Source organism: Bacteroidetes bacterium endosymbiont of Geopemphigus sp., assembly GCF_002904345.1.
GTDB lineage: Bacteria > Bacteroidota > Bacteroidia > Flavobacteriales > Blattabacteriaceae > GSPS2-BC2016.
In genome coordinates this window covers 742,960-761,913 of record NZ_PEIH01000005.1, presented here as the reverse complement: position 1 = coordinate 761,913, position 18,954 = coordinate 742,960, and the positions used below count along the sequence as shown (strand labels likewise).

The window sequence follows — 18,954 nt, the reverse complement described above, 5'->3', positions numbered from 1 at the left end:
TCCAGAAACCTATCTTCTAGTTTCTTCCTTATTATTTTTTAAGTGCGATCTTTTAGAAGAGAGTGAAAGTGCCCGTGACTCTAGTTCATCATATGCTTTTCGGTTTTCAAATATTTTAACAGCACTGAATATGGCTTCCTCAAGAGAATTTGCATTTGCAATACCTTTTCCGGCTATATCATAGGCAACGCCATGATCTGGTGAGGTACGTACATACGAAAGACCTGCTGTAAAATTGACGCCCTCGCCGAAGGTCAATGTTTTAAAAGGAATCAAACCCTGGTCATGATACATGGCCAGAATAGCATCAAAGTTTTTGTATTTACCACTTCCAAAGAAACTATCTGCCGGATAAGGGCCGAAAACCAGGATACCTTCGCCAAACAACTTTTCAATAGCTGGTGAGATTTTTTGCTCTTCTTCATCGCCGAGTAAGCCATTATCGCTGGCATGAGGATTGAGCCCTAAGACAGCGATTTTAGGTTTGGCTATGCCAAAGTCTCGATGAAGTGAGTGCTGGAGCGTTTTGATTTTTTGGATGATTCTGGAAATATTTATCTGTTTACTTACTTCTTTTAACGGAATATGATGCGTAAGCAGAGCTACTTTTAACTCATGATGAATCATTAGCATAAGAGCTTCTCCAGAAAGGGTACTTTGTAAATAATCGGTATGCCCCACGAAAGGAAAATCTTTTGAATGAATAAGATCTTTGTTCAGCGGCGCTGTGACAAGAACATCTACGTGATTATCTCTCAGGGCTCGTGTAGCGGATTCCAAAGAAAGTCTTGTATACTGTCCTGCTTCGGCACAAGCTTCACCAGGTTTAATGGTAAAGTCATCGTGCTGAACATTTATAACGTTTAATTTGTGAGACGCAACTTTTTCCAAAGAATGAACGCCGCGTAGCTCTACATCTATAGATAATAAATTCTTGTAATATGATAAAAGTTTCATGGAACTAAAGGCCACTGGTGTAAAAAAATTAAGTAGGCGTTTCTTTTGAAGAAGCTTTAAAGTAATTTCAGGTCCTATTCCATTAGGATCACCTACGGAAATACCTACTCTTATCTTTTTTCCCCGAACCATGATCTCTCTGCTCAAATGATATCTACCTTTGACAAAGGTACCAAAAAACATTACGAAGTATGTATACAGGGATTATAGAGAAAATGGCCAGATTGAGTCGTTTAAAAACTTCAGGAAGTAATCTAGAACTACTAATAGAAAATCCTTTTGATAAAGCTTTAAAGCCAGATCAGAGCATTAGTCACAATGGGCTTTGTTTGACAGTGGTGGAATCTGATGAGCAATATTACTCAGTTATTGCTACAGAAGAAACACTTCGTCGAAGTCAATTATGTGAATTGCAGATAGGGGATAAAATCAATCTTGAGCGTTGTCTGCGTGTGAGTGATCGCTTAGATGGTCATATCGTGCAAGGGCATGTTGACACAACAGGCTATGTTGATTCAGTCGAAGATCGTAATGGTAGTTGGATTTTTTATTTCTCTCATGAAAAAAGTTTATTGAATATTACAGTTGAAAAAGGATCTATAACGGTGAACGGTATCAGTCTTACGGTAGTGAATTCCCAGGAAAGTCGCTTTAGCGTAAGTGTCATTCCTTATACCTATATGCATACAAATTTACAATTCCTAAAAGTAGGTAAACGTATTAATATTGAATTCGATATCATCGGGAAATATGTTGCACGTCTGGGAAAGTACGACTTTGGTAAGCCAAAATTAATGAAACATTCTTTCACCTATTAAAATAACTTAGATAAAGAATAAAGAGAAAAAAACAAGTTCCTGTTTCCCGGAGCTACCTACCCTCACAGGCCTTTTGGCATTACGCAAAAATATCCCGGGAGATCTTTATTGAAGGGCTTGCAGGAAATAAGTCGCAGAGATCACCGTTGAAGCTTATGGTTCTGTGCGTTCTGGCGGTATTATGAAGGAAAAACCTTATGACCTTTCCTTCATTTGACAATAAATTTTATACAGGAGAGCAGGTTCTCTCTTACTTATCATAGGGCATTCCCCTTATGATCAGCCCAATCTCCTTGCTATTGAAAAAGACAATACTTCTTCATGAAAGGATCTGATTATTTCAGGAAAAGCGCTTTTATCTTATAATACAGCTTTTCGAGAGAAGAACCACAAAGATTTATATTCTTCATTAAAGGCATTTTAGCGATGATTCTTGATGAGAAATGGTTCGATAAGTTCAAAAGATAATATTTTCTTATCGGCGGCCGATATTAAAACTCATGGCGCATGGAGAGAAAGTTCAACAAGAGAAAATTTGCTCAGTATTTTTCCATTTATATGGAAAAATATCCAGTCTGGGGGTATATACATCATATACCACTGGTAGCTTCCTTAATCATTTGTCCAGCAAGGAAAGACTTTGTGGAGACTATAACGCGGAGGTACTAAGGCTTTTCAAACTAAAATTGATTCTAACTTCAGGAACCTCTCCATCCTTATAAGCAAAAGATCTTTCTTAATGATCTTGAGATATGTTTCTTTGAACAACATGAGCTTAATCTCTTAAAGAGTGCTCACCGATAGAGGAACGGAATATTGCGGTTCAAGAAAAGAACACGAATATCAACTCTATCTGGCCATAGAAGATATAGATCACAGCAAGACCAAAGCCAAATCTCCACAAGCCAACGGTATATGTGAGCGTTTTCATAGAACTATACAAATTTAGAAAAAAAGTTTATCGAAGCATCGAAGAACTTCAGATAGATTTAAATAATTGGCTATTCAAGACTAATTACTCTCTCACTCTTACTTAAAATGACTTTTGAAACGATTCACTGCTTATAATCTCTCGTTACGTTTTTTAAATGTTAGTAAAATACTATAATATATCATAAAAGTTATGATAATATATTGTTAATGTTAATAATAATTGATTGTATATTTGATTAAAAATCATTAATTACAGTATTATGGTAAAATATTATATCCTAGAGTTTAGAAAGGAGAAAAGCTCCTTCTTTGGGGAGGTAGGGAATTTTTTCAAAAAAACAAAGCAGTTATTACTTGCCACAGCAATTTTGGTAGGGAGTATAGTAGCTGGTATTGCTCTTTTTTTCATCAATCCTTTTGTTGCTAGTGCAATATTAGATCTTGGTTTGGGTGTTTCCAGATTTAATTTAAGTGTGGCGCGACATTTTAAAAATGGTCGTCAAAGCAGCTCATCGATGAAATTTTTAGGTTTAAAAATGTTCTCCAGATCCGAGAAATACATCGTTCAATCAAATTGATCAATACCCTAGTGCAGTATATTCTTCCAGTCCCCTGCAGATTCTTGCCGATAAATATAATTTACTTTCCAATAGTGGCAATTCTACTGATATGGTGGAGTTTGAAAATTGGGACGTTTTAGATAGTAAATCTAAAAAAAATTGACCAAGAATATGGAATTGAAAGGGAACAATACCAAGATCAACTAGACAATCAACTCAATGGCCTATCTATACCTACTCAGAAAAGAAATTCAAACTTTAGTCGTAGTTTTTCAAGGGATTTGGGAAATAGTGGTTTGGGGAAGCGTCAGTCTACTATTCTTGAGTGAATTAATTCTGGTGCTTCGAAAATTTATCTTATAGAAGAGAAAATCTTCTAGAACAAATCCACAGAACCATATAAGTAATAATTAAGATTAATAGAAAGCGCCCCCTTTATTTAGGGCCATTTTTATTTTCCTTCGCCCAGCTGTCCTTAAGCGTTACAGTCCTGTTGAAGACGATCCTTTCGCCGGAACTTTCCCTGTCTACGCAAAAGTAGCCCGTACGCTGGAATTGAAAACGTTCGCCTTCCCGAGCTTTTTTAAGAGAGAGTTCTCCATATCCTTTAACAATTTTCAGAGAATCAGGATTCATAAAATTCATAAAATCCTCTTCTTTACATGCCTCCGGAGCCGGAACTAAAAACAATTGATCGTACAATCTTGCCTCAATGTCAATGGAATGAGCAGCTGATACCCAGTGCAAGGTGCCTTTTACTTTGCGTAAGCTCTCTTCTGTACCGCTGCCCGATCGGCTTTCAGGATCATATTGGGCATATATTTCTATGATTTTTCCATCATCGTCTTTTAGCACACCACTTCCTTTGATAATATAAGCGTTTTTTAAACGTATCTCGCTACCGATGCTTAAGCGAAAGAACTTTTTAGGCGCTATCTCCATAAAATCTTCTCGTTCGATATAAAGGATTTTTGAAAAAGGAATTTTACGTGCTCCCGCTTTCGGATCTTCAGGATTATTTTCTGCCTCTAGCCATTCGGTTTGACTTTCGGGATAATTTTCTATGATAAGCTTTACCGGATCCAGAACGGCCATAACCCGTGGGGTTATTTTATTAAGTTGCTCACGAATGCTAAACTCAAGTAGTGAAACTTCAATTACATTCTCACGCTTGGCAATCCCTATTCGTTGGCAAAAATTGCGTATAGCCTCAGCTGTATATCCGCGACGGCGCAAGCCACTAAGGGTAGGCATGCGGGGATCATCCCAGGCCGTAACCGTTTTTTCTTGTATGAGACGCTGGAGTTTTCGCTTGCTCATAATGGTATGACTGAGGTTAAGACGTGCGAATTCACGTTGTTTAGGTCTTATTCTTCCTTGCTTGCAGATCTGATCCAGATACCAATCATATAAAGGCCGGTGATTGTCAAATTCAAGCGAGCATAATGAATGTGAAATTTGCTCTATATAGTCCGACTGACCATGCGCCCAATCGTAAGTAGGATATATACACCACTGTTTTCCAGTGCGTTGATGAGCTTTTTTGAGTATTCGATACATCACAGGATCACGCAGATTCATGTTGGGCGCTTTCATATCGATTTTTGCCCGAAGTACACAATATCCTTCTTCAAATTTCCCCGATCTCATATTTTCAAATAGCTCTAGGCTCTCTTGAGTAGGGCGCTCTCTATAAAGGCTTTCTATTCCTGATTCGAAAGGAGTTTTTCGCTGCGCGATGATCTCTTCCTGGGTTTGTTCGTCTATATAAGCTTTTCCCTCTTGAATAAGTTCCTGAGCCCAATGATAAAGCTGTTCAAAATAATCCGAGGTATAACATTCTTTGTTCCAGCGAAAGCCCAACCACTGAATATCTTTTTTTATAGATTCAACATAAGTTTGTTCTTCTTTGGCTGGGTTTGTATCGTCAAATCTAAGATTCACAGGAGTTCTATAGTATTCACTAAGACCAAAATTTAAACAAATAGCTTTAGCATGTCCAATGTGTAAATGTCCGTTAGGTTCTGGAGGAAAGCGAAAGCGAAGATGTTCTCTTATAAAATCCCCTTTCAGATCATTTTCAATGATTTCTTCAATAAAATTTGAAAAAGTATGATCACTCATATTTTACAAGATTTTTGCAAATCTATCGAAAAATAATCTATCTTATCTTTAAGGTTTTCAAGCAATAGATTTTAGAGAAAATAGTAAATTTTTTACCTAGATTTTCTCTAGGCACTCAAGCCTCCTTTAAGCTACATTATTTTTTCATAACCATTTTTCAATAAGACCTCTGCCACTTTACTGCTTCTCATCCCTTTTTGACAATAAACGATAATTGGAAATTTGCGTTTAAGTTTATGAAAATTTTTCTCGATTCATGACAATGAAATGTTTTCTCCTCTAATATTAAAAGGCAGATGCTTATCAATTTCACGCACATCGATGAGTTGAGCAGGGGGCTCCAAACTGTAGTTCTTCGATATTGAGATTTTCAATGGAATGGTGCATAAGCAACCGTTTATGTAGGAAAGATAGAAATTTTTGCAAAGTAGCGGACTTTTAATGGATTAATTATCAGAGATTCTTCTTTGATTTGGACAATTTATTTTTAGGGTAGTTTGATACTAAAAGCAGGTTTTAATAAGTTTTATCCTGATTATATTTTGTCCTTAGGATGGGAAAAGGGCTAAAAGCTGGATTTAACTCTTTAAAAAAATCAGACTGGTCACTAAATAATAATTTACGGTGGATATCCACAGTAAAAATAAAGAAACAAATGTATTCATGTATTTATTTAGATTTTTTATGAAGATCTACTCAGTATACTTTTTCAAATAATTTGATCTTTTCATCATCCTTATAGTTAGCATAATTAAAAATTATGAATGATTGCAGTAAATTTATCGCTAAGGTTTAAAATTTGTTTTTTAATACCGGAAAGAGAATTAATGATTTAACTTATTTTCTCCATGAGATCTTGTAGTATTTATATCTTCTCTTTTTTTTATCGATAAATTCAAAAGTAGTTTTTAATGACCATGAATACTTTTTGATTGATTTTTCAGGACTTCTTGTTTAGCATTTAAGAATTTTTACTTCATTATAACTTTCTTTATTCTATTCGATATATTTCTTTAAATGGAAATCATTTTCTTTATTTGGTTTTTTTCTTTTGTATGCAGGCTTCCAAAGTATCTATATTTTTAGTAATTAACTTAATATTATTTTCCCATCTTTGAAATTCTTGCAATAGCTTTTTAGCTGAACGAAGCTCAAAATGCAGGTCTCATTTATTTTCTTTTCAACTTCCATGGCTAAGATTATAAGGTTGGCAGTTAAAAGCACAGGTGCGTTCGCTTAAGCAGCTGTTGTAAAGTTCTTCGAATTCATAAAATACCTTTTCAGTATATTTTTTCATTTCTGTGGTAAATGATAATTTATTTCTTTAATAACTTCGAATACAGATAGAATTATAGCTTTATTTTCACTGCCAAATCGATTCAAATATTATTATACTAGGACATTCTTTTATTCCTGGCAATGAGTTCGCTTCAAATTCTTTTAACAAAAAAAACGTTATATTTTTCTTTATAACATTGTTGACATATTCCAGGCATCCTAACTCAGCTTTTATTTGATCAATAAGCCTCTCACCCAGATTTGATTGATTCTTCGAAAGAATTTTTGGTTTTAATATCTGAAAAACTAAATTTCCTGCCTTTTCTTTAGTAGGTGTCTCTAAAAAGGTAATCTGAGGTTCTTCATCTAAAACAAGAGGAGCTTTATGTCTCTTATTTATATAATGAGAGCATATTTTTATGTTTTCTAACATATTGATCTTAAGTTAATCAGATAAAAATCAACACTTTTATTGCAGATTCCTCCATAGGAGATTTTTGCGAATTTATCTTATTGTAAGGACGTATGAAAAAGTTAAATGATGTTTTATAATGATTTTTTAAATAAACATACGATATACTAAAATCTTGTCATTGACAGATAGGTACTGTTTTAATAATTTTTGTTTGAATCGCTTTATCTCTATAAGAGACATTTAATAATACAGCCACACATTTAGCATAAGGAATTGGGTTTGTTTTAATGTTTAAGATATTATGGATGTTATAAAAGAGGTACAATCTTCTACAATTTAATTTACAAAATATAACGCGATGAAACTGATGATATTATAAATAATGTTTTTCATGAATATATTAGTTTATAAAAAAATACTTGTATGGTACATGTATTTTTTTATATTAATAAAAAATTATATTCATTAATAATTTGAAAAATGAGTTTTTTATTAAAAAATATCTATCAATTTTTTATACTATCAGCAATCTACTAAAAGGAAGAAAAACTAATAAACACACTTTTTATTTAACTAAATAAATCAAATATTTGATAAAAAAATACATTTATTAGTTTATTTGATATTGTTACATATTTTTATATACAATCGGATTATAAGTTTATTAAATATATAAAAGAATCGTCCCTTAGTTTATGTACTCGCGCAGCTGCGAGGAAGAAATTAAGTATCTCAGCATAGAAATTTGTAGTAAGTAACTCTCTCGAGTTTGTTAAAATTAACATATGATTCCCAAAAGGAATTCTTTTTCGTTATAATATCAAAAAAGTATATCTTTTTTTGATATTATTTTAAAGATTTGTTTTTGGGTTATATCTTGAGAATATAAGTGGAGACGATGGGAGTCGAACCCACGACCTCTACAATGCCATTGTAGCGCTCTAACCAACTGAGCTACGTCCCCCTTTCGGGAGGCAAATGTACTATATTTTTTTACCTGCCTTATAAAGGCAAATTATTTTATCAAAAATACATCGGGCTAGTTTATATTTTGATTCCTGGCTCCAGCCCGCAATATGAGGAGTAAGCACAACCTTCTCCGAGTGGCATAAATAATGAAAATCATCTGATAACTGTTCTTCGAACAAGGACTCAAATGATGATTTCTCATAAGGGAGCACATCTAGGCCAGCTCCAAGTATTTTTCCTGATTTTAGGGAATCTGTAAGTGCCTCTATACTAAGACAATCCCCACGCGCTGTATTGATCAAATAGAAAGACTTCTTGAACTTCTGAATTGTTTCGTGATTTATAATATTTTTCGTCAGCTCAGTTAATGGAACATGTAAACTAAGCACATCTGCCAATTGAAAAATTTCTTCCCATGAAGTTTGTCTTGCATAAGTATCTCCTATACCTTCTAAAATATCATAACATAGCGTTTTTGTTTTAAGGGACGATAAGCGACGTGCAAAGGCTTTTCCTGTATGTCCATATCCGATAATCGCGATAGTTTTTCTCGAAAGTTCTACTCCTCTGTTTGCTTCACGCATCCATTTTCCTTGATGTATTTGTCGGTCGGACTGAATTATGCGATGCATTAAGCAGAGCAACATTCCCAGAGCGTGTTCTCCTACTGCATCACAATTCCCTTCAGGAGCATGCAAAAGAACAATTCCTTTTTTATAGGCAAATGCTGTATCAATATTTTCCAGACCTGATCCTACACGGGCTATAAACTTGAGTTTTTTTCCAGCCTGAAGGAACTCTTTATCTATACGAAAATGACTTCTTAAGATAATCCCTTCATAGTTAGCTATTCGCTTTTCTATTTCCGTCTTAGAGCTATAATAATCCTCTTCACATTCAAAACCCTCTTGCCGAAGATTTTCTATGAGTAATGGATGGTTTTCATCGAGATGTAATAGCCTTGGCTTCATAAGATTTATACTATTATTTTTAGAAGGGCAACTTCTATCCAACAAATATAATCCGAATAAACTTTTTTAAATTTGTTAAAAAACCGATGAGGAAGGAAGGCATGCAAGAAGCTACTCAGGAGATTATTAAGGAGTTCGCGCTCTTTGAAGATTGGGAAGGACGTTATGAGTATCTTATAGAATTCGGCAAGAAACTCCCTAAAATTCCTGATGAATTGCGTACTGAAGATAAACTTATTCGAGGATGCCAGTCGCAAGTGTGGCTATATGCTTACAAAAAGGAAGGTAAAATTTTCTTTCAGGCCGATAGCGATGCAATTATCCCTCGGGGGATTGTAGCTTTAATGTTGCGTATTTATTCTGGTCGTTTTCCTGATCAGATCATTCATTCAGATCCGGTATTCTTATCTGAAATAGGATTTAACTCTTTTCTTTCTTCCGCTCGCGCTAATGGTATAGAAGCTATGTTCAGGAAGATCAAACAGTATGCCCTAGCTTTAAAATTTTTTCACGAATCGATCAAAAAATGAGAACTTTTTTCACCTGCATTTTTGAAAATACTGGTTTGTATAAATAATTTTTTTAACCAATTGTTTTGATCAGTACTTTTTCTAATCAAGAGCAAATGCTTTTGTTGATAAACAATACCCCTTATAAATATGAGCTGTGATCTACTGCAAGAAGAAAATCTCGCTGCACATGTAGATATCAGAATGGTTTTTATCAATGAAATGGCGCACTCAGATGTGCGTTTGCCTTTTGAGAAAGTGAAAACTCAGTTTATAGAAAACTTCCATTTTTAGCTTTAGGCATATGGTCAAAATTTTTTTTGCAATGAAGCAAGATATTTCTTTGGTGTAACCCCGTATTTTTTCTTAAAAGCTTTGATAAAATGACTTGGATTTTCATAGCCCAACAAATAGGCCACTTCCTGGACTTGCATTTTCCTTTCTTCAATTCTTTCACGAGCTATATTTAGTTTATGATCCAGAAGATATCCATAAATAGTATGGCCAAAAATGTTTTTAAATCCTTCTTTAAGTTTATATCTGCTTAGACCAGATTGAATACTCAAATTATTTAAAGAAGGAGGATGAGATACGTTTTTGATAAGCAAGTCTCTGGCATATTTGATCCTCTGGAGATCATTTTCGTTGGCAAAGAAGGGACATTTATCCATCTTACTTTGCTCGGTATGAAAATAGAGAGCGAAGAGTTCACAAATCTTTGCGTTGAAATATAATTTTTCTAGCACAGTATTCGAAGAATAATGTTTCATTTGACTTAATACCATAAGAATAGCTGGTAAGATTTCTTTTTCGATATAAAATTTTTTGGTTATACACCTACTGTTAAGAAAGGGAATTTGTTCAACATTTTCTAAAAAAAGTTTGTGAAGCTTTTTTATTGAAATGGCAGCTACGGCGACTTCGGATTCTTGTCCGATATTAAGATTCAGTGATAAATCATTATTTGGAGTATAGATCAAAAAGGATTTGCCTGCCTTCAAAGGCATTCCTTGATTATCTGGCTTAAGAATAAGCGCAGCATTGCCACGAGTGCAAAAGTAAAGCTGAATAAATCGTTTATCAATCCGCTTTTTTATTGTATCTGTCTGATTGAGCGTATTCTCTATAAATGAAAGGTAAATATCCGAAGAGATCTTGACTTCTCTTATTTTACTTTTATGGGTATATTTCACAAATAGTTCCATCAGATAAAGTTATCTTAAAGTAGCCAGGTTGCTTGATTTTATATTTCTTCTTAAGAAGAAAACTTTTTTATAAAAGCTAATTTAGATAAATTCTAAAAAGAGATTATTAACTTTTAGAGTTATTTTTTTTTGCGTGGGCGCATTTTTTCCTTTTTACAAGATTTAAATTTGTTGTGATATTTTATGAAAATACCCTATGGCGTATGCTAGAGGTTCTGCAAAGGAGCTTAGACATTTTTACCTTATTAAGTATTAATTATAATAAAGATGATACAGCTTTCAAATAAAAAAGTGGTTTCATTTTTTAATAAAATTCGGTTTTATCGATTGTTTTTTAGAGCGCTTACTTAATGCGGTGATTCAGGCAAGCAAACGCATCAAATCGGAAACTCATTTAAGTACAGGTGTTTCCTCGGTAGCGTATATCGTTGTTCACTACATTTTAAAAGAGATTCCCGAGGTTTCCAGAAAGAATATATTTTTATATGATTTGGGAAAAATTGGCCACAACGTTTGTGAAAATCTTCTCAAGTATACCGATCATAAACATATCACTCTGATCAATCGCACTCATCAAACGGCACGTTCATGGACTTCGGGGCGTCTGCTTATTAAACCTTACGAGCAACTTCAGGTAGTTTTCTGCGAGATTGATATTCGCGAGATTGATATTCTTATCGTGGCTACCTCAGCGCCTTCAGCGGTAATACTCTCTGATATGTTCTCTAATCGCAGGCGTTCGCTTTTGATTTTGGATCTATCTATTCCTGAAAATGTAGATCCTCTGGTAAGCGAAATACCTGGTATACATTTACTAAATGTCGATGCATTAAGTCAACATTCCGATGAAATCATGGATCAGCGGAAGAAAGAAATTCCTAATGTTGAAATCATTTTGGATGAGGTTAAAAAGGAATTTTTCCAATGACTGAACATATGCAAAGGAATGCGCCTGTAATCCAGTAATTTAAAAATTATCTTACAGAGATATACAATGAGAAAATAAGTCGTCATAAAAAAAGAATTCCGGCTGGAAAACTCAACAGGAACCTGTGAATCATCGATTCATACAAAAAATTACCTATCATTTTGCGCACCACATCTTTATACATAAAAAGAAAGCTGACAAGAGTATTGCGCTTATCGGAGGAATATTTGATCTGAAGTCCGAAGCTATTGAAAAATAAAAAGATACGCATCGGAACTCGAGAGAGTCGTCTGGCTTTGTGGCAGGCAAAATGTTTTCAAAGGCAATTGCAAGAACTAGGGCAGTCTTCTGAGTTGGTGCTTATCAAATCTCAAGGTGATGTCCTTTCTGAGGTGTCTTTTAGAGAGCTTTCGAGTTTAAATGTGGGTTTATTTACGCATACTCTTATCGACGCCATGCGCTCTGGAAAGATTGATACAGCGGTACATTCTTTAAAAGACTTACCTACACAACTTCCTAATAACGTTGTACTTTCAGCCTATTTACCACGTTCTGATTTCAGAGATCTATTGATATACAGAGGATCCCATCATTTTTTGGATGATTTTTCGAGCAAGGCTACTATAGCCACCGGAAGTTTGCGCAGAAGCGCTTTTTGGCATTATCGCTATCCACAGCATGAGATTGTGGATTTAAGGGGTAATATCGATACACGTTTGCGGAAGCTTGTTCAAAGTCGTTGGGATGGGGCAATTTTTGCAGTTGCAGGTCTAAAGCGTATAGGCCTTTTAGAGGAATTATCTGCTCGAGGCTTTCACTATAAAGAATTAAATTGGATGCTGTCTGCTCCAGCACAAGGAACAATTGCCGCAACACTTATGAAAGAGAATTCAGAACTTCTTACGCTTTGTGATCGATTAAGTCATTTTGAGACAAAACTAACCTCGGAGGCAGAGCGTCGTTTTTTGCGCACGCTTGAGGGTGGCTGCTCAATGCCCATAGGCGCCCGCGCTTTATTAATCAATCAAAAAATACATTTTCAAGGCGCGCTTATAAGCACAGACGGAAAAGAGCTTATACAAGTAGATCGATGGGGCCCTATGTCAGAGATCTTAGGCGAGGAATGTGCTTATGAAGTTTTTAATAAAGGTGGAAGGGCGCTTATGAAGTCCATTACTCAGGCATCTGGTAATGTATAATAAATATGTCTATACGTTTAAGTAAAATATTGCCTTTTACCACCCCGGTAATTCTCCTTCATATAATCATCAGCATAGGCTCGCATCCTGATGGAGTAGAACCGTCGCTATATGCGAGGATTTTTTAGGAATGACCGCTTTTCCTGTGTTTGTTCACATTTTTATTCTCTTTGAGAGGGGTTTTCATAGAAAAACTATCGATCGATGATCGTTTTTTCTCTCACGGTGTTGTTTATTTCTTTACTATCTGAACTCATATGTATGTATTGGGATAAAAATGAGTCTGCTTATGAAAATTTAAAATATACCGATATACCGAAACGATTTTAACTATCGGACTTCTGTTTTATCTTCTTATCAGAATGGCTCGCGCTATGCAAAAATTGTATACACGGATAAATAACCCCTCTTTTAATATCGCAACGAGCTTCTTATTGCTGACGTTTAGCGGAGCAGGTCTCTTGCTGTTTCCTGGAACTACGGTGCATGATATATCTTTTGCGGATGCATTTTTAACTTCTATAAGCGCTGTTTGTGTTACAGGATTAACAGCGATTGATACGGCTAAAGACTTTACATTTTTTGGAAAGCTAATTATTTTGATACTTATACAATTAAGAGGGTTGGGTATTTTGATCATTATTTCGTTTTTCGGTTATTTTTTTCGACGAGGCGCTTCTTTTAAGGAATGCTTGCACGTAAGTAATTTTTTGAATTCCGATGCTCTGTAACAATGTTCTTGGGTTGGCCGTAAAAATTGTAGGCTTTACTCTTAATTATAGAGGGAATCTTCGCCTAGAGGGAATCTGCGCCGTGTTAATTTATTTTTCTATAGCAAATAGAGAGATTTTAGAGATTGACCGTCCTTTATTTTTTTCGATTTTTCATGCTGTTTCTGGCTTTTGTAATACAGGTTTTTCTACCCTTTCCTAGGGTTTATATTCCTATATGTTCCGCTTTAACTATTTCTTATAGATTACTATGGCTGTTTTGTTAATTCTTGGAGGAATAGGATTTAATATTGTATTTAATTTTATAATTATATAGGGCTTTAAATCATATGTTTTTAATGTGGATCGGCGCCTCGCCAGCCTCCACGGGAGATGGTATAAAAACAAGTACTTTTACATTAACTTATAATGAATATTTTCTCTTTGATACAAGGTTAAGAGGTCGACTCGAAATATTCGGAAAGGAAATTCCCTACGATTCGGTCAAACGTGTTTTTGCCATTATTATGCTTTTTTCATTGATCATAGGCATAGGAATTTTTCATACTTGATTTAATCCTAGTTAAATATTCTGGCTATATTTCGAGTTCTTTTCGATTTTTCCACTACGAGGCTTTCACTGTGAATTACTCCTTATTTATCAACGGGAAGCAAATGTGTTTTGATCGTATTTATGTTTGTAGGAAGAATAGGAACTTTTAAACTTTTGATAGGATTGCTCCGACGTACGAACAGTATTACCTCTATTTTAAAGAGAATATTTTAATCAATTAAGAGCGATGAGAGTCATTATTTAATAGGTCTTGGGAATTTTAGAAGATCTCTTGCATTAAACCTTACGAAGAATAGCCATGGAGTATTCGTCGTAGATAATAATATGGAAAAAGTTGATCTTCTGAAAGATCATATCCAGTATATGGTATGCATGGACGCTACAAACGAGGCGGTTTATAAGCCGTTGCCTATGCAGCAAGCTCATTTAGCCATTGTTATCCACAGGCGAGGATGAAGGCGCTTCTATAGTTTCTACGGCTATTTTAAAAATACGAATAATTGCGAATTATCAGTCGCTCTCATTCTAATATTCACGAAGCCATTCTCGAGACTATTGGGATCCCTGATGTGGTACACCCTGAACAAGACGCGGCTTTTCGACTGACCAAAATAATTTCTTTTAATTATGCCTTAGATTACTGTCACATGGATAATAAACATTCTATCGCTGAAGTAGTTTCGCTGATGATATTTAATGGAAGACCTATAAAAGAGCTCGATTTGACTAAAAAATACGCAGTTTCGCTCGTTACTATTATTTGTGAGCTGGAAAAAATCTCTATTACAAAGGACGAAAAGAAAGAAGTAAAGGGTTTGGTCACCGGAGAGACCATTTTACAAAACAGCGATATACTGGTGTGCTTTTTGGAGCTAATAAAGCTATCATGAAGTTTGTAAAGAATACTTCAGATGATAATTGAGATCTTCTTTACGAAAATGCTTCCTGGAGAACTTCTCGGCTCTTTTTCCTGCGAACTTTTTTCGATAAATATGCGTGATTTTATTGCTATAAAGTATATTTCTCTTCCGAAAAAACCTGCTTTAAATAATGTGCTGATTTTTACCAGTAGAAATGCCGTTAAGGGATTTTGCCAAAATTTTTCCGCAGAAATCCTTCGAGGGAAAAAGATCTTCGTGGTGGGTGATCAGACTGCTTTTTTACTTGAAAAATTGGGTGTGAAAGTTACGATTCAAAAAGATTATGCTCGGGATTTTTCGCTATTGAACAAGGATGAGCTTCCGAAAGGGCCTTACGATTGGTTTTGCGGGACGCGCAGCTTGGATCATATCGCTGATTCTTTAAAAGGATGTTCTTTAAATCGTTATGAAGTATATCATACATCATTATGTCCTTACGCGCTTCCCGGGTCTTATCAGGCAATAATTTTTTTCAGCCCTTCGGCCGTGATTTCTTTTTTCAGGAAAAATAGTATTTCGCAAAACACGTGTTATTTTGCCATCGGTAAAACCACTTCGGAGGCCCTTTCATCTGCAGGGGTTTATGAGGTTTTCTCTCCGGAAAAACCATCGGCTATTTCTTTAATTCAGCTCATAAAAAAATATTTTCATGCTACAAAATGATTTGTTATTACGTGCGCTTAAGGGCGAAAAACTCTCTCGTCCTCCTGTATGGATGATGCGTCAGGCCGGGCGTTACCTTCCGAGTTTTAGAAAGCTGAAGGAAAAATATGACTTTTTTACGCGCTGTCGTACTCCTGAACTCGTAGCTGAGATAACTTGCATGCCTGTACATCAGATTGGCGTAGATGCGGCGATTTTGTTTTCAGATATACTCGTGGTTCCGCAAGCCATGGGATTAGACTTTCAAATGAAAGAAAATGAAGGTCCTTTTTTGGAGTATCCTATTCGTTCAATAGAGCAGGCAGATCGGGTGAAATGTCCGCAAGTACAAGAAGAGCTTTCTTATGTGTTTGAGGGCATTCGCCTAAGCAAACAAGCTCTGAAAAATCGCGTTCCTTTAATAGGATTTGCTGGAGCACCCTGGACAATTTTTTGCTACGCTGTAGAGGGTAGAGGTTCTAAGACTTTTAATAGTGTAAAGGCTTTTGGATTCTCCCAGCCTGCAGCTGCACATAGACTTTTAGAAAAGATCACGCAAACTACCATTGCCTATCTGCTTAAGAAAGTCGAAAGCGGCGCTGATGTCATACAGATTTTTGATAGCTGGGGGGGTGTACTATCTCCGCAAGATTACGAACTCTTTTCGTGGAGGTACACACAAAAAATCGTTGAAAGCCTATGTCCCTATGCGCCGGTTATTGTTTTTGCTAAAGGTTGCTGGCATGCGCTCTCGCGTATGAGTGAATCAGGAGTATCGGCTTTGGGTCTGGATTGGACAGTCCCTGCCGATAAGGCAAGGAATTTTGTTGGAGCGCTTACGCTTCAGGGCAATCTTGATCCTGTACAATTGTTAGCGCCTATTTCTCAGGTTAAAGAGAAAACACTGAGGATGCTTCGTGAGTTTGACTCTCAATCTTATATAGCGAATCTCGGCCACGGAATACTACCTGAAACTCCGGTGGAGAATGCTCAGGCCTTTGTGGAAGTGATTAAAGAATACCGGTAAAGAAGAGTAAAATCATTTTTTTTTAACCTCTTTTAGAATATGCGTATGATCAGAAAATGAAATCTTAAGGTGATATGTTCCTGCCGGAATTTCTTGCAAATTTATGGTATAGTTATTCATAGATTTCTCAACAGAAAATTTCTGCTCAATTAATGAATTTCCCAACATGTCATAAAGACACATTTTTGAAACCTTTTTTGTTTTATCCTCAGGCTGATATACGAGATGGCATTCAACTACGTAGTGGGAAATGCTCGAATTTTCTTTCAAATGATTCGACGGAGAATTTTTCGAAATTTTTATTTCTTTTTTTTTTGAACTTTCTTGGGCTGATAACTGGCCTATTAATGTCATTCCGAGAAGTAGTTGAATTTTCCATTTGATCATAGTCTTATTTTTTTATCAGACACAAATTTATATAATAGAATTGTATTTTATTACAAATAAATTATGAAAAAATTTCCTTTATTACTTCTTAATAGATATATAAGATTGTGTATGCAAGAGGATCTTCGTAAGATGATACAAGAACCAAATTGAGCGTTGATGATCTGAAGGCGTCGCTATTTATTTTCGAAGGAAAAAATAAAAAAGAAGAAATTTCAAGCATGTCCGATGTTTAGCGTCTGATATGATGGATGGGCGTATAGGAGCTATTTGTAGTTGTTTAGATGGGAATGATTTGTTCATAAAGGTATTATGATTTATAGCGATAGCGGCAAATACGCCAGTCATTTTTATGGTCCTTTTCGCGAGGTTTTTGATTCCGTACCGGGTTTTGGAGATAAAAAGACTTATCAGATAGACTATCATAACTTGCGGGAAGCGCTTCGAGAAGTATCTTCCGATGTTGAAGAAGGAGCTGATGTATATGATTAAACCGGTTTTTCCTTATTTGGACATCGTCCGTAGCGTCATGGATCATTTCGATGTTCCCGTAGCTTCCCTATCAAGGAAGTGGAGAGTATGCGATGAAATTAAGGCAGCTAATCGACAAGTCTGGATTGAAGGTAAAGAAGCGATGCTTGAGTCTCCTTTGCTTTAAGCGCGCGGGGGCTTATTTTATCACTACTTATTTTTCCGAGGAAGCTGCTTTATGTTTAAATAAATAATTAGAATTTTGTTCCGGGCGCCGGTATGTTCACCAAGTCTGTGATAATCTTAATATTTTTACTTTAAAATGTTAAGTTTCTTTATCATTTCTTGGGATTATTCTTACCTGAGAATTGTACCAAAAGATTGAATATGAACTCTCATAATAAGAGTTTGAAAACAAATAAAATTTCTTTTTTTAGCTTCTTTTGCCTGTAAAAAAGATTCTTATGGTAAGCTTAATTCGTAAGCGGGGCTGGGTGATTGTACTTATCTTTAAGAAGATTCCTTAGTTGATCCGCATCACAAAATAAACCCTTTTATTATTTAACCTGGGATTGTTTTTCCTCCTTTGGCGAGGAAAAGATACCCCCAACCATCTCATAGAGAACAACTCTTTACTTTTATGAATTTTTATATGAATTTTTAAACTTCCGTCTCTGAAGAAAAGCCAAAAGAAAAGCTGTCAATACATAAATTAAGAGGTGAGGTTGTAGGGTATATTTTTTCCAAAACTCTAAATTGTTTTTATCGAAAATATAAAGTATGATTATCATTTATAAATCCCCTGTTGATAGGATATAAAGTATAATTGTTAAATTAATAATCTTGGAGATTTTTGATCTTTTTTAAAATCAGATAATAATACCCCCATACCAATAGTCAAAACTTCTATATAAAAAAATAATCACAGGAAAATAAATTCCGACGGATCCCATCAAACATAAAGAGTTTTATCGCGTCTCCCCGGGTTTTAACACCTTCACCTTCTTTAAATGGAAAATCATAAACTACCAGCAAAGTATAAATGTCAAATACGACCATCCAGAGCAGGGTAGAAAAAAAAGATCTTTATAAAGCGAGAAGTCTCTTTTTGAAAGGGTCGCTCTTTTAGAAGGAAACCGTTTAAAAAGTAAATAGTGATGGCAGTGATAAGTCCAGTGATCATTCGAAAACCGACTCCATCATTAGAATATATATATTCTAATACATATGTTAAAAAACTAAAATTATATTTATCAGATAAAAAGTGTTTTTTTTAAAGTCAAAATGATAATAAAGCTTGATAAAACTGGGATCAGAAATGCTTCCCATCGTTTATAACGAAGCCCGGCATAGAAAA

The 18,954-nt window shown here is 35.2% G+C and carries 19 protein-coding genes, 1 tRNA gene and 2 pseudogenes; 14 read left to right on the top strand and 8 right to left on the bottom strand.

Features of this window, described 5'->3' with window-relative positions; translation table 11 throughout:
• Window positions 1-9: 9 nt before the first annotated feature.
• Window positions 10-1,089 carry a 4-hydroxythreonine-4-phosphate dehydrogenase PdxA gene (gene pdxA / locus CS842_RS04940; RefSeq protein ID WP_195909888.1) on the bottom strand — a complete coding sequence of 360 codons (1,080 nt, stop codon included), beginning with the start codon at window positions 1,087-1,089 and terminating at the stop codon, window positions 10-12.
• Window positions 1,090-1,148: 59 nt separating this feature from the next.
• Between pdxA and CS842_RS04935 the strand changes: the two genes are divergently transcribed.
• The 3 genes and pseudogenes from CS842_RS04935 (at window position 1,149) to CS842_RS04925 (ending at window position 3,286) form a co-directional block, all read left to right on the top strand.
• Window positions 1,149-1,775, top strand: a complete 627-nt coding sequence (locus CS842_RS04935; RefSeq protein WP_103327743.1) for a riboflavin synthase — start codon at window positions 1,149-1,151, stop codon at window positions 1,773-1,775.
• Between the two features lie 735 nt (window positions 1,776-2,510).
• A pseudogene (locus CS842_RS04930) lies at window positions 2,511-2,779 on the top strand (IS481 family transposase); the annotation flags it as partial.
• A 189-nt stretch (window positions 2,780-2,968) separates the two neighbouring features.
• Window positions 2,969-3,286: a hypothetical protein gene (locus CS842_RS04925; protein WP_103327742.1), complete on the top strand. Its 318-nt coding sequence runs from the start codon at window positions 2,969-2,971 to the stop codon at window positions 3,284-3,286.
• Window positions 3,287-3,703: 417 nt separating this feature from the next.
• Here CS842_RS04925 and CS842_RS04920 read toward each other — a convergent pair whose 3' ends face one another.
• From CS842_RS04920 to CS842_RS04905, 5 genes are all read right to left on the bottom strand, one after another.
• A complete protein-coding gene (locus tag CS842_RS04920) occupies window positions 3,704-5,392 on the bottom strand; it encodes a glutamine--tRNA ligase/YqeY domain fusion protein (RefSeq protein WP_103327741.1) in 1,689 nt (562 codons plus the stop codon).
• Between the two features lie 131 nt (window positions 5,393-5,523).
• A complete protein-coding gene (locus CS842_RS07635) occupies window positions 5,524-5,646 on the bottom strand; it encodes a rhodanese-like domain-containing protein (RefSeq protein WP_346962753.1) in 123 nt (40 codons plus the stop codon).
• A 1,109-nt stretch (window positions 5,647-6,755) separates the two neighbouring features.
• The gene (locus tag CS842_RS04915; RefSeq protein ID WP_103327740.1) at window positions 6,756-7,103 is read right to left on the bottom strand and encodes a hypothetical protein; all 348 of its coding nucleotides are present in this window, start codon (window positions 7,101-7,103) and stop codon (window positions 6,756-6,758) included.
• A gap of 872 nt (window positions 7,104-7,975) precedes the next feature.
• Window positions 7,976-8,049: transfer RNA gene (locus CS842_RS04910), tRNA-Ala, on the bottom strand.
• Window positions 8,050-8,068: 19 nt separating this feature from the next.
• A complete protein-coding gene (locus CS842_RS04905; RefSeq protein WP_103327739.1) occupies window positions 8,069-9,025 on the bottom strand; it encodes an NAD(P)-dependent oxidoreductase in 957 nt (318 codons plus the stop codon).
• An 86-nt stretch (window positions 9,026-9,111) separates the two neighbouring features.
• On the opposite strand from CS842_RS04905, the gene CS842_RS04900 reads away from it, so the two are divergent.
• Both CS842_RS04900 and CS842_RS06925 read left to right on the top strand, forming a co-directional pair.
• Complete coding sequence (locus CS842_RS04900; protein ID WP_241518465.1) at window positions 9,112-9,555, top strand: SufE family protein; 444 nt, start codon at window positions 9,112-9,114, stop codon at window positions 9,553-9,555.
• A 129-nt stretch (window positions 9,556-9,684) separates the two neighbouring features.
• The gene (locus tag CS842_RS06925) at window positions 9,685-9,828 is read left to right on the top strand and encodes a hypothetical protein (RefSeq protein WP_195909887.1); all 144 of its coding nucleotides are present in this window, start codon (window positions 9,685-9,687) and stop codon (window positions 9,826-9,828) included.
• A 14-nt stretch (window positions 9,829-9,842) separates the two neighbouring features.
• On the opposite strand, the gene CS842_RS04895 is transcribed toward CS842_RS06925, so the two are convergent.
• Window positions 9,843-10,739 carry a helix-turn-helix transcriptional regulator gene (locus tag CS842_RS04895; protein ID WP_103327738.1) on the bottom strand — a complete coding sequence of 299 codons (897 nt, stop codon included), beginning with the start codon at window positions 10,737-10,739 and terminating at the stop codon, window positions 9,843-9,845.
• A 355-nt stretch (window positions 10,740-11,094) separates the two neighbouring features.
• Between CS842_RS04895 and CS842_RS04890 the strand changes: the two genes are divergently transcribed.
• The 8 genes from CS842_RS04890 (at window position 11,095) to hemE (ending at window position 16,739) form a co-directional block, all read left to right on the top strand.
• Window positions 11,095-11,667 (top strand): glutamyl-tRNA reductase, encoded by a 573-nt coding sequence (locus CS842_RS04890; protein ID WP_195909886.1) that lies wholly within the window; start codon window positions 11,095-11,097, stop codon window positions 11,665-11,667.
• Window positions 11,668-11,915: 248 nt separating this feature from the next.
• Window positions 11,916-12,866, top strand: coding sequence for a hydroxymethylbilane synthase (gene hemC, locus CS842_RS04885; RefSeq protein WP_103327736.1), 951 nt, complete (start codon window positions 11,916-11,918; stop codon window positions 12,864-12,866).
• A gap of 374 nt (window positions 12,867-13,240) precedes the next feature.
• Window positions 13,241-13,597 (top strand): TrkH family potassium uptake protein, encoded by a 357-nt coding sequence (locus tag CS842_RS07240; RefSeq protein WP_241518463.1) that lies wholly within the window; start codon window positions 13,241-13,243, stop codon window positions 13,595-13,597.
• Window positions 13,598-13,935: 338 nt separating this feature from the next.
• Window positions 13,936-14,148, top strand: a complete 213-nt coding sequence (locus CS842_RS07235; protein WP_241518460.1) for a hypothetical protein — start codon at window positions 13,936-13,938, stop codon at window positions 14,146-14,148.
• Between the two features lie 218 nt (window positions 14,149-14,366).
• The gene (locus tag CS842_RS07230) at window positions 14,367-14,606 is read left to right on the top strand and encodes an NAD-binding protein (protein ID WP_346962752.1); all 240 of its coding nucleotides are present in this window, start codon (window positions 14,367-14,369) and stop codon (window positions 14,604-14,606) included.
• 44 nt (window positions 14,607-14,650) lie between these two features.
• The gene (locus tag CS842_RS07225; RefSeq protein WP_241518458.1) at window positions 14,651-15,040 is read left to right on the top strand and encodes a potassium channel family protein; all 390 of its coding nucleotides are present in this window, start codon (window positions 14,651-14,653) and stop codon (window positions 15,038-15,040) included.
• 21 nt (window positions 15,041-15,061) lie between these two features.
• Complete coding sequence (locus CS842_RS04870) at window positions 15,062-15,733, top strand: uroporphyrinogen-III synthase (protein WP_103327735.1); 672 nt, start codon at window positions 15,062-15,064, stop codon at window positions 15,731-15,733.
• Window positions 15,720-16,739, top strand: coding sequence for a uroporphyrinogen decarboxylase (gene hemE / locus CS842_RS04865; protein ID WP_103327734.1), 1,020 nt, complete (start codon window positions 15,720-15,722; stop codon window positions 16,737-16,739). Before CS842_RS04870 ends, hemE begins: the two co-directional genes overlap by 14 nt.
• Window positions 16,740-16,751: 12 nt before the next feature.
• Here the strand turns inward: hemE and CS842_RS04860 are convergent, their stop codons facing one another.
• Window positions 16,752-17,126 carry a T9SS type A sorting domain-containing protein gene (locus CS842_RS04860; protein WP_103327733.1) on the bottom strand — a complete coding sequence of 125 codons (375 nt, stop codon included), beginning with the start codon at window positions 17,124-17,126 and terminating at the stop codon, window positions 16,752-16,754.
• A gap of 312 nt (window positions 17,127-17,438) precedes the next feature.
• Here CS842_RS04860 and CS842_RS07990 point away from each other — a divergent pair.
• Window positions 17,439-17,773 (top strand): annotated as a pseudogene (locus CS842_RS07990) (porphobilinogen synthase); the annotation flags it as partial.
• Window positions 17,774-18,954: the final 1,181 nt, after the last annotated feature.

Bases quoted from the DNA above. Each gene is read 5' to 3' on its own strand.
- pdxA (WP_195909888.1), bottom strand. From the start codon at position 1,089: ATGGTTCGGGGAAAAAAGATAAGAGTAGGTATTTCCGTAGGTGATCCT.
- CS842_RS04935 (WP_103327743.1), top strand. From the start codon at position 1,149: ATGTATACAGGGATTATAGAGAAAATGGCCAGATTGAGTCGTTTAAAA.
- CS842_RS04925 (WP_103327742.1), top strand. From the start codon at position 2,969: ATGGTAAAATATTATATCCTAGAGTTTAGAAAGGAGAAAAGCTCCTTC.
- CS842_RS04920 (WP_103327741.1), bottom strand. From the start codon at position 5,392: ATGAGTGATCATACTTTTTCAAATTTTATTGAAGAAATCATTGAAAAT.
- CS842_RS04915 (WP_103327740.1), bottom strand. From the start codon at position 7,103: ATGTTAGAAAACATAAAAATATGCTCTCATTATATAAATAAGAGACAT.
- CS842_RS04905 (WP_103327739.1), bottom strand. From the start codon at position 9,025: ATGAAGCCAAGGCTATTACATCTCGATGAAAACCATCCATTACTCATA.
- CS842_RS04900 (WP_241518465.1), top strand. From the start codon at position 9,112: ATGAGGAAGGAAGGCATGCAAGAAGCTACTCAGGAGATTATTAAGGAG.
- CS842_RS06925 (WP_195909887.1), top strand. From the start codon at position 9,685: ATGAGCTGTGATCTACTGCAAGAAGAAAATCTCGCTGCACATGTAGAT.
- CS842_RS04895 (WP_103327738.1), bottom strand. From the start codon at position 10,739: ATGGAACTATTTGTGAAATATACCCATAAAAGTAAAATAAGAGAAGTC.
- CS842_RS07240 (WP_241518463.1), top strand. From the start codon at position 13,241: ATGCAAAAATTGTATACACGGATAAATAACCCCTCTTTTAATATCGCA.
- CS842_RS07235 (WP_241518460.1), top strand. From the start codon at position 13,936: ATGTGGATCGGCGCCTCGCCAGCCTCCACGGGAGATGGTATAAAAACA.
- CS842_RS04870 (WP_103327735.1), top strand. From the start codon at position 15,062: ATGATAATTGAGATCTTCTTTACGAAAATGCTTCCTGGAGAACTTCTC.
- hemE (WP_103327734.1), top strand. From the start codon at position 15,720: ATGCTACAAAATGATTTGTTATTACGTGCGCTTAAGGGCGAAAAACTC.
- CS842_RS04860 (WP_103327733.1), bottom strand. From the start codon at position 17,126: ATGATCAAATGGAAAATTCAACTACTTCTCGGAATGACATTAATAGGC.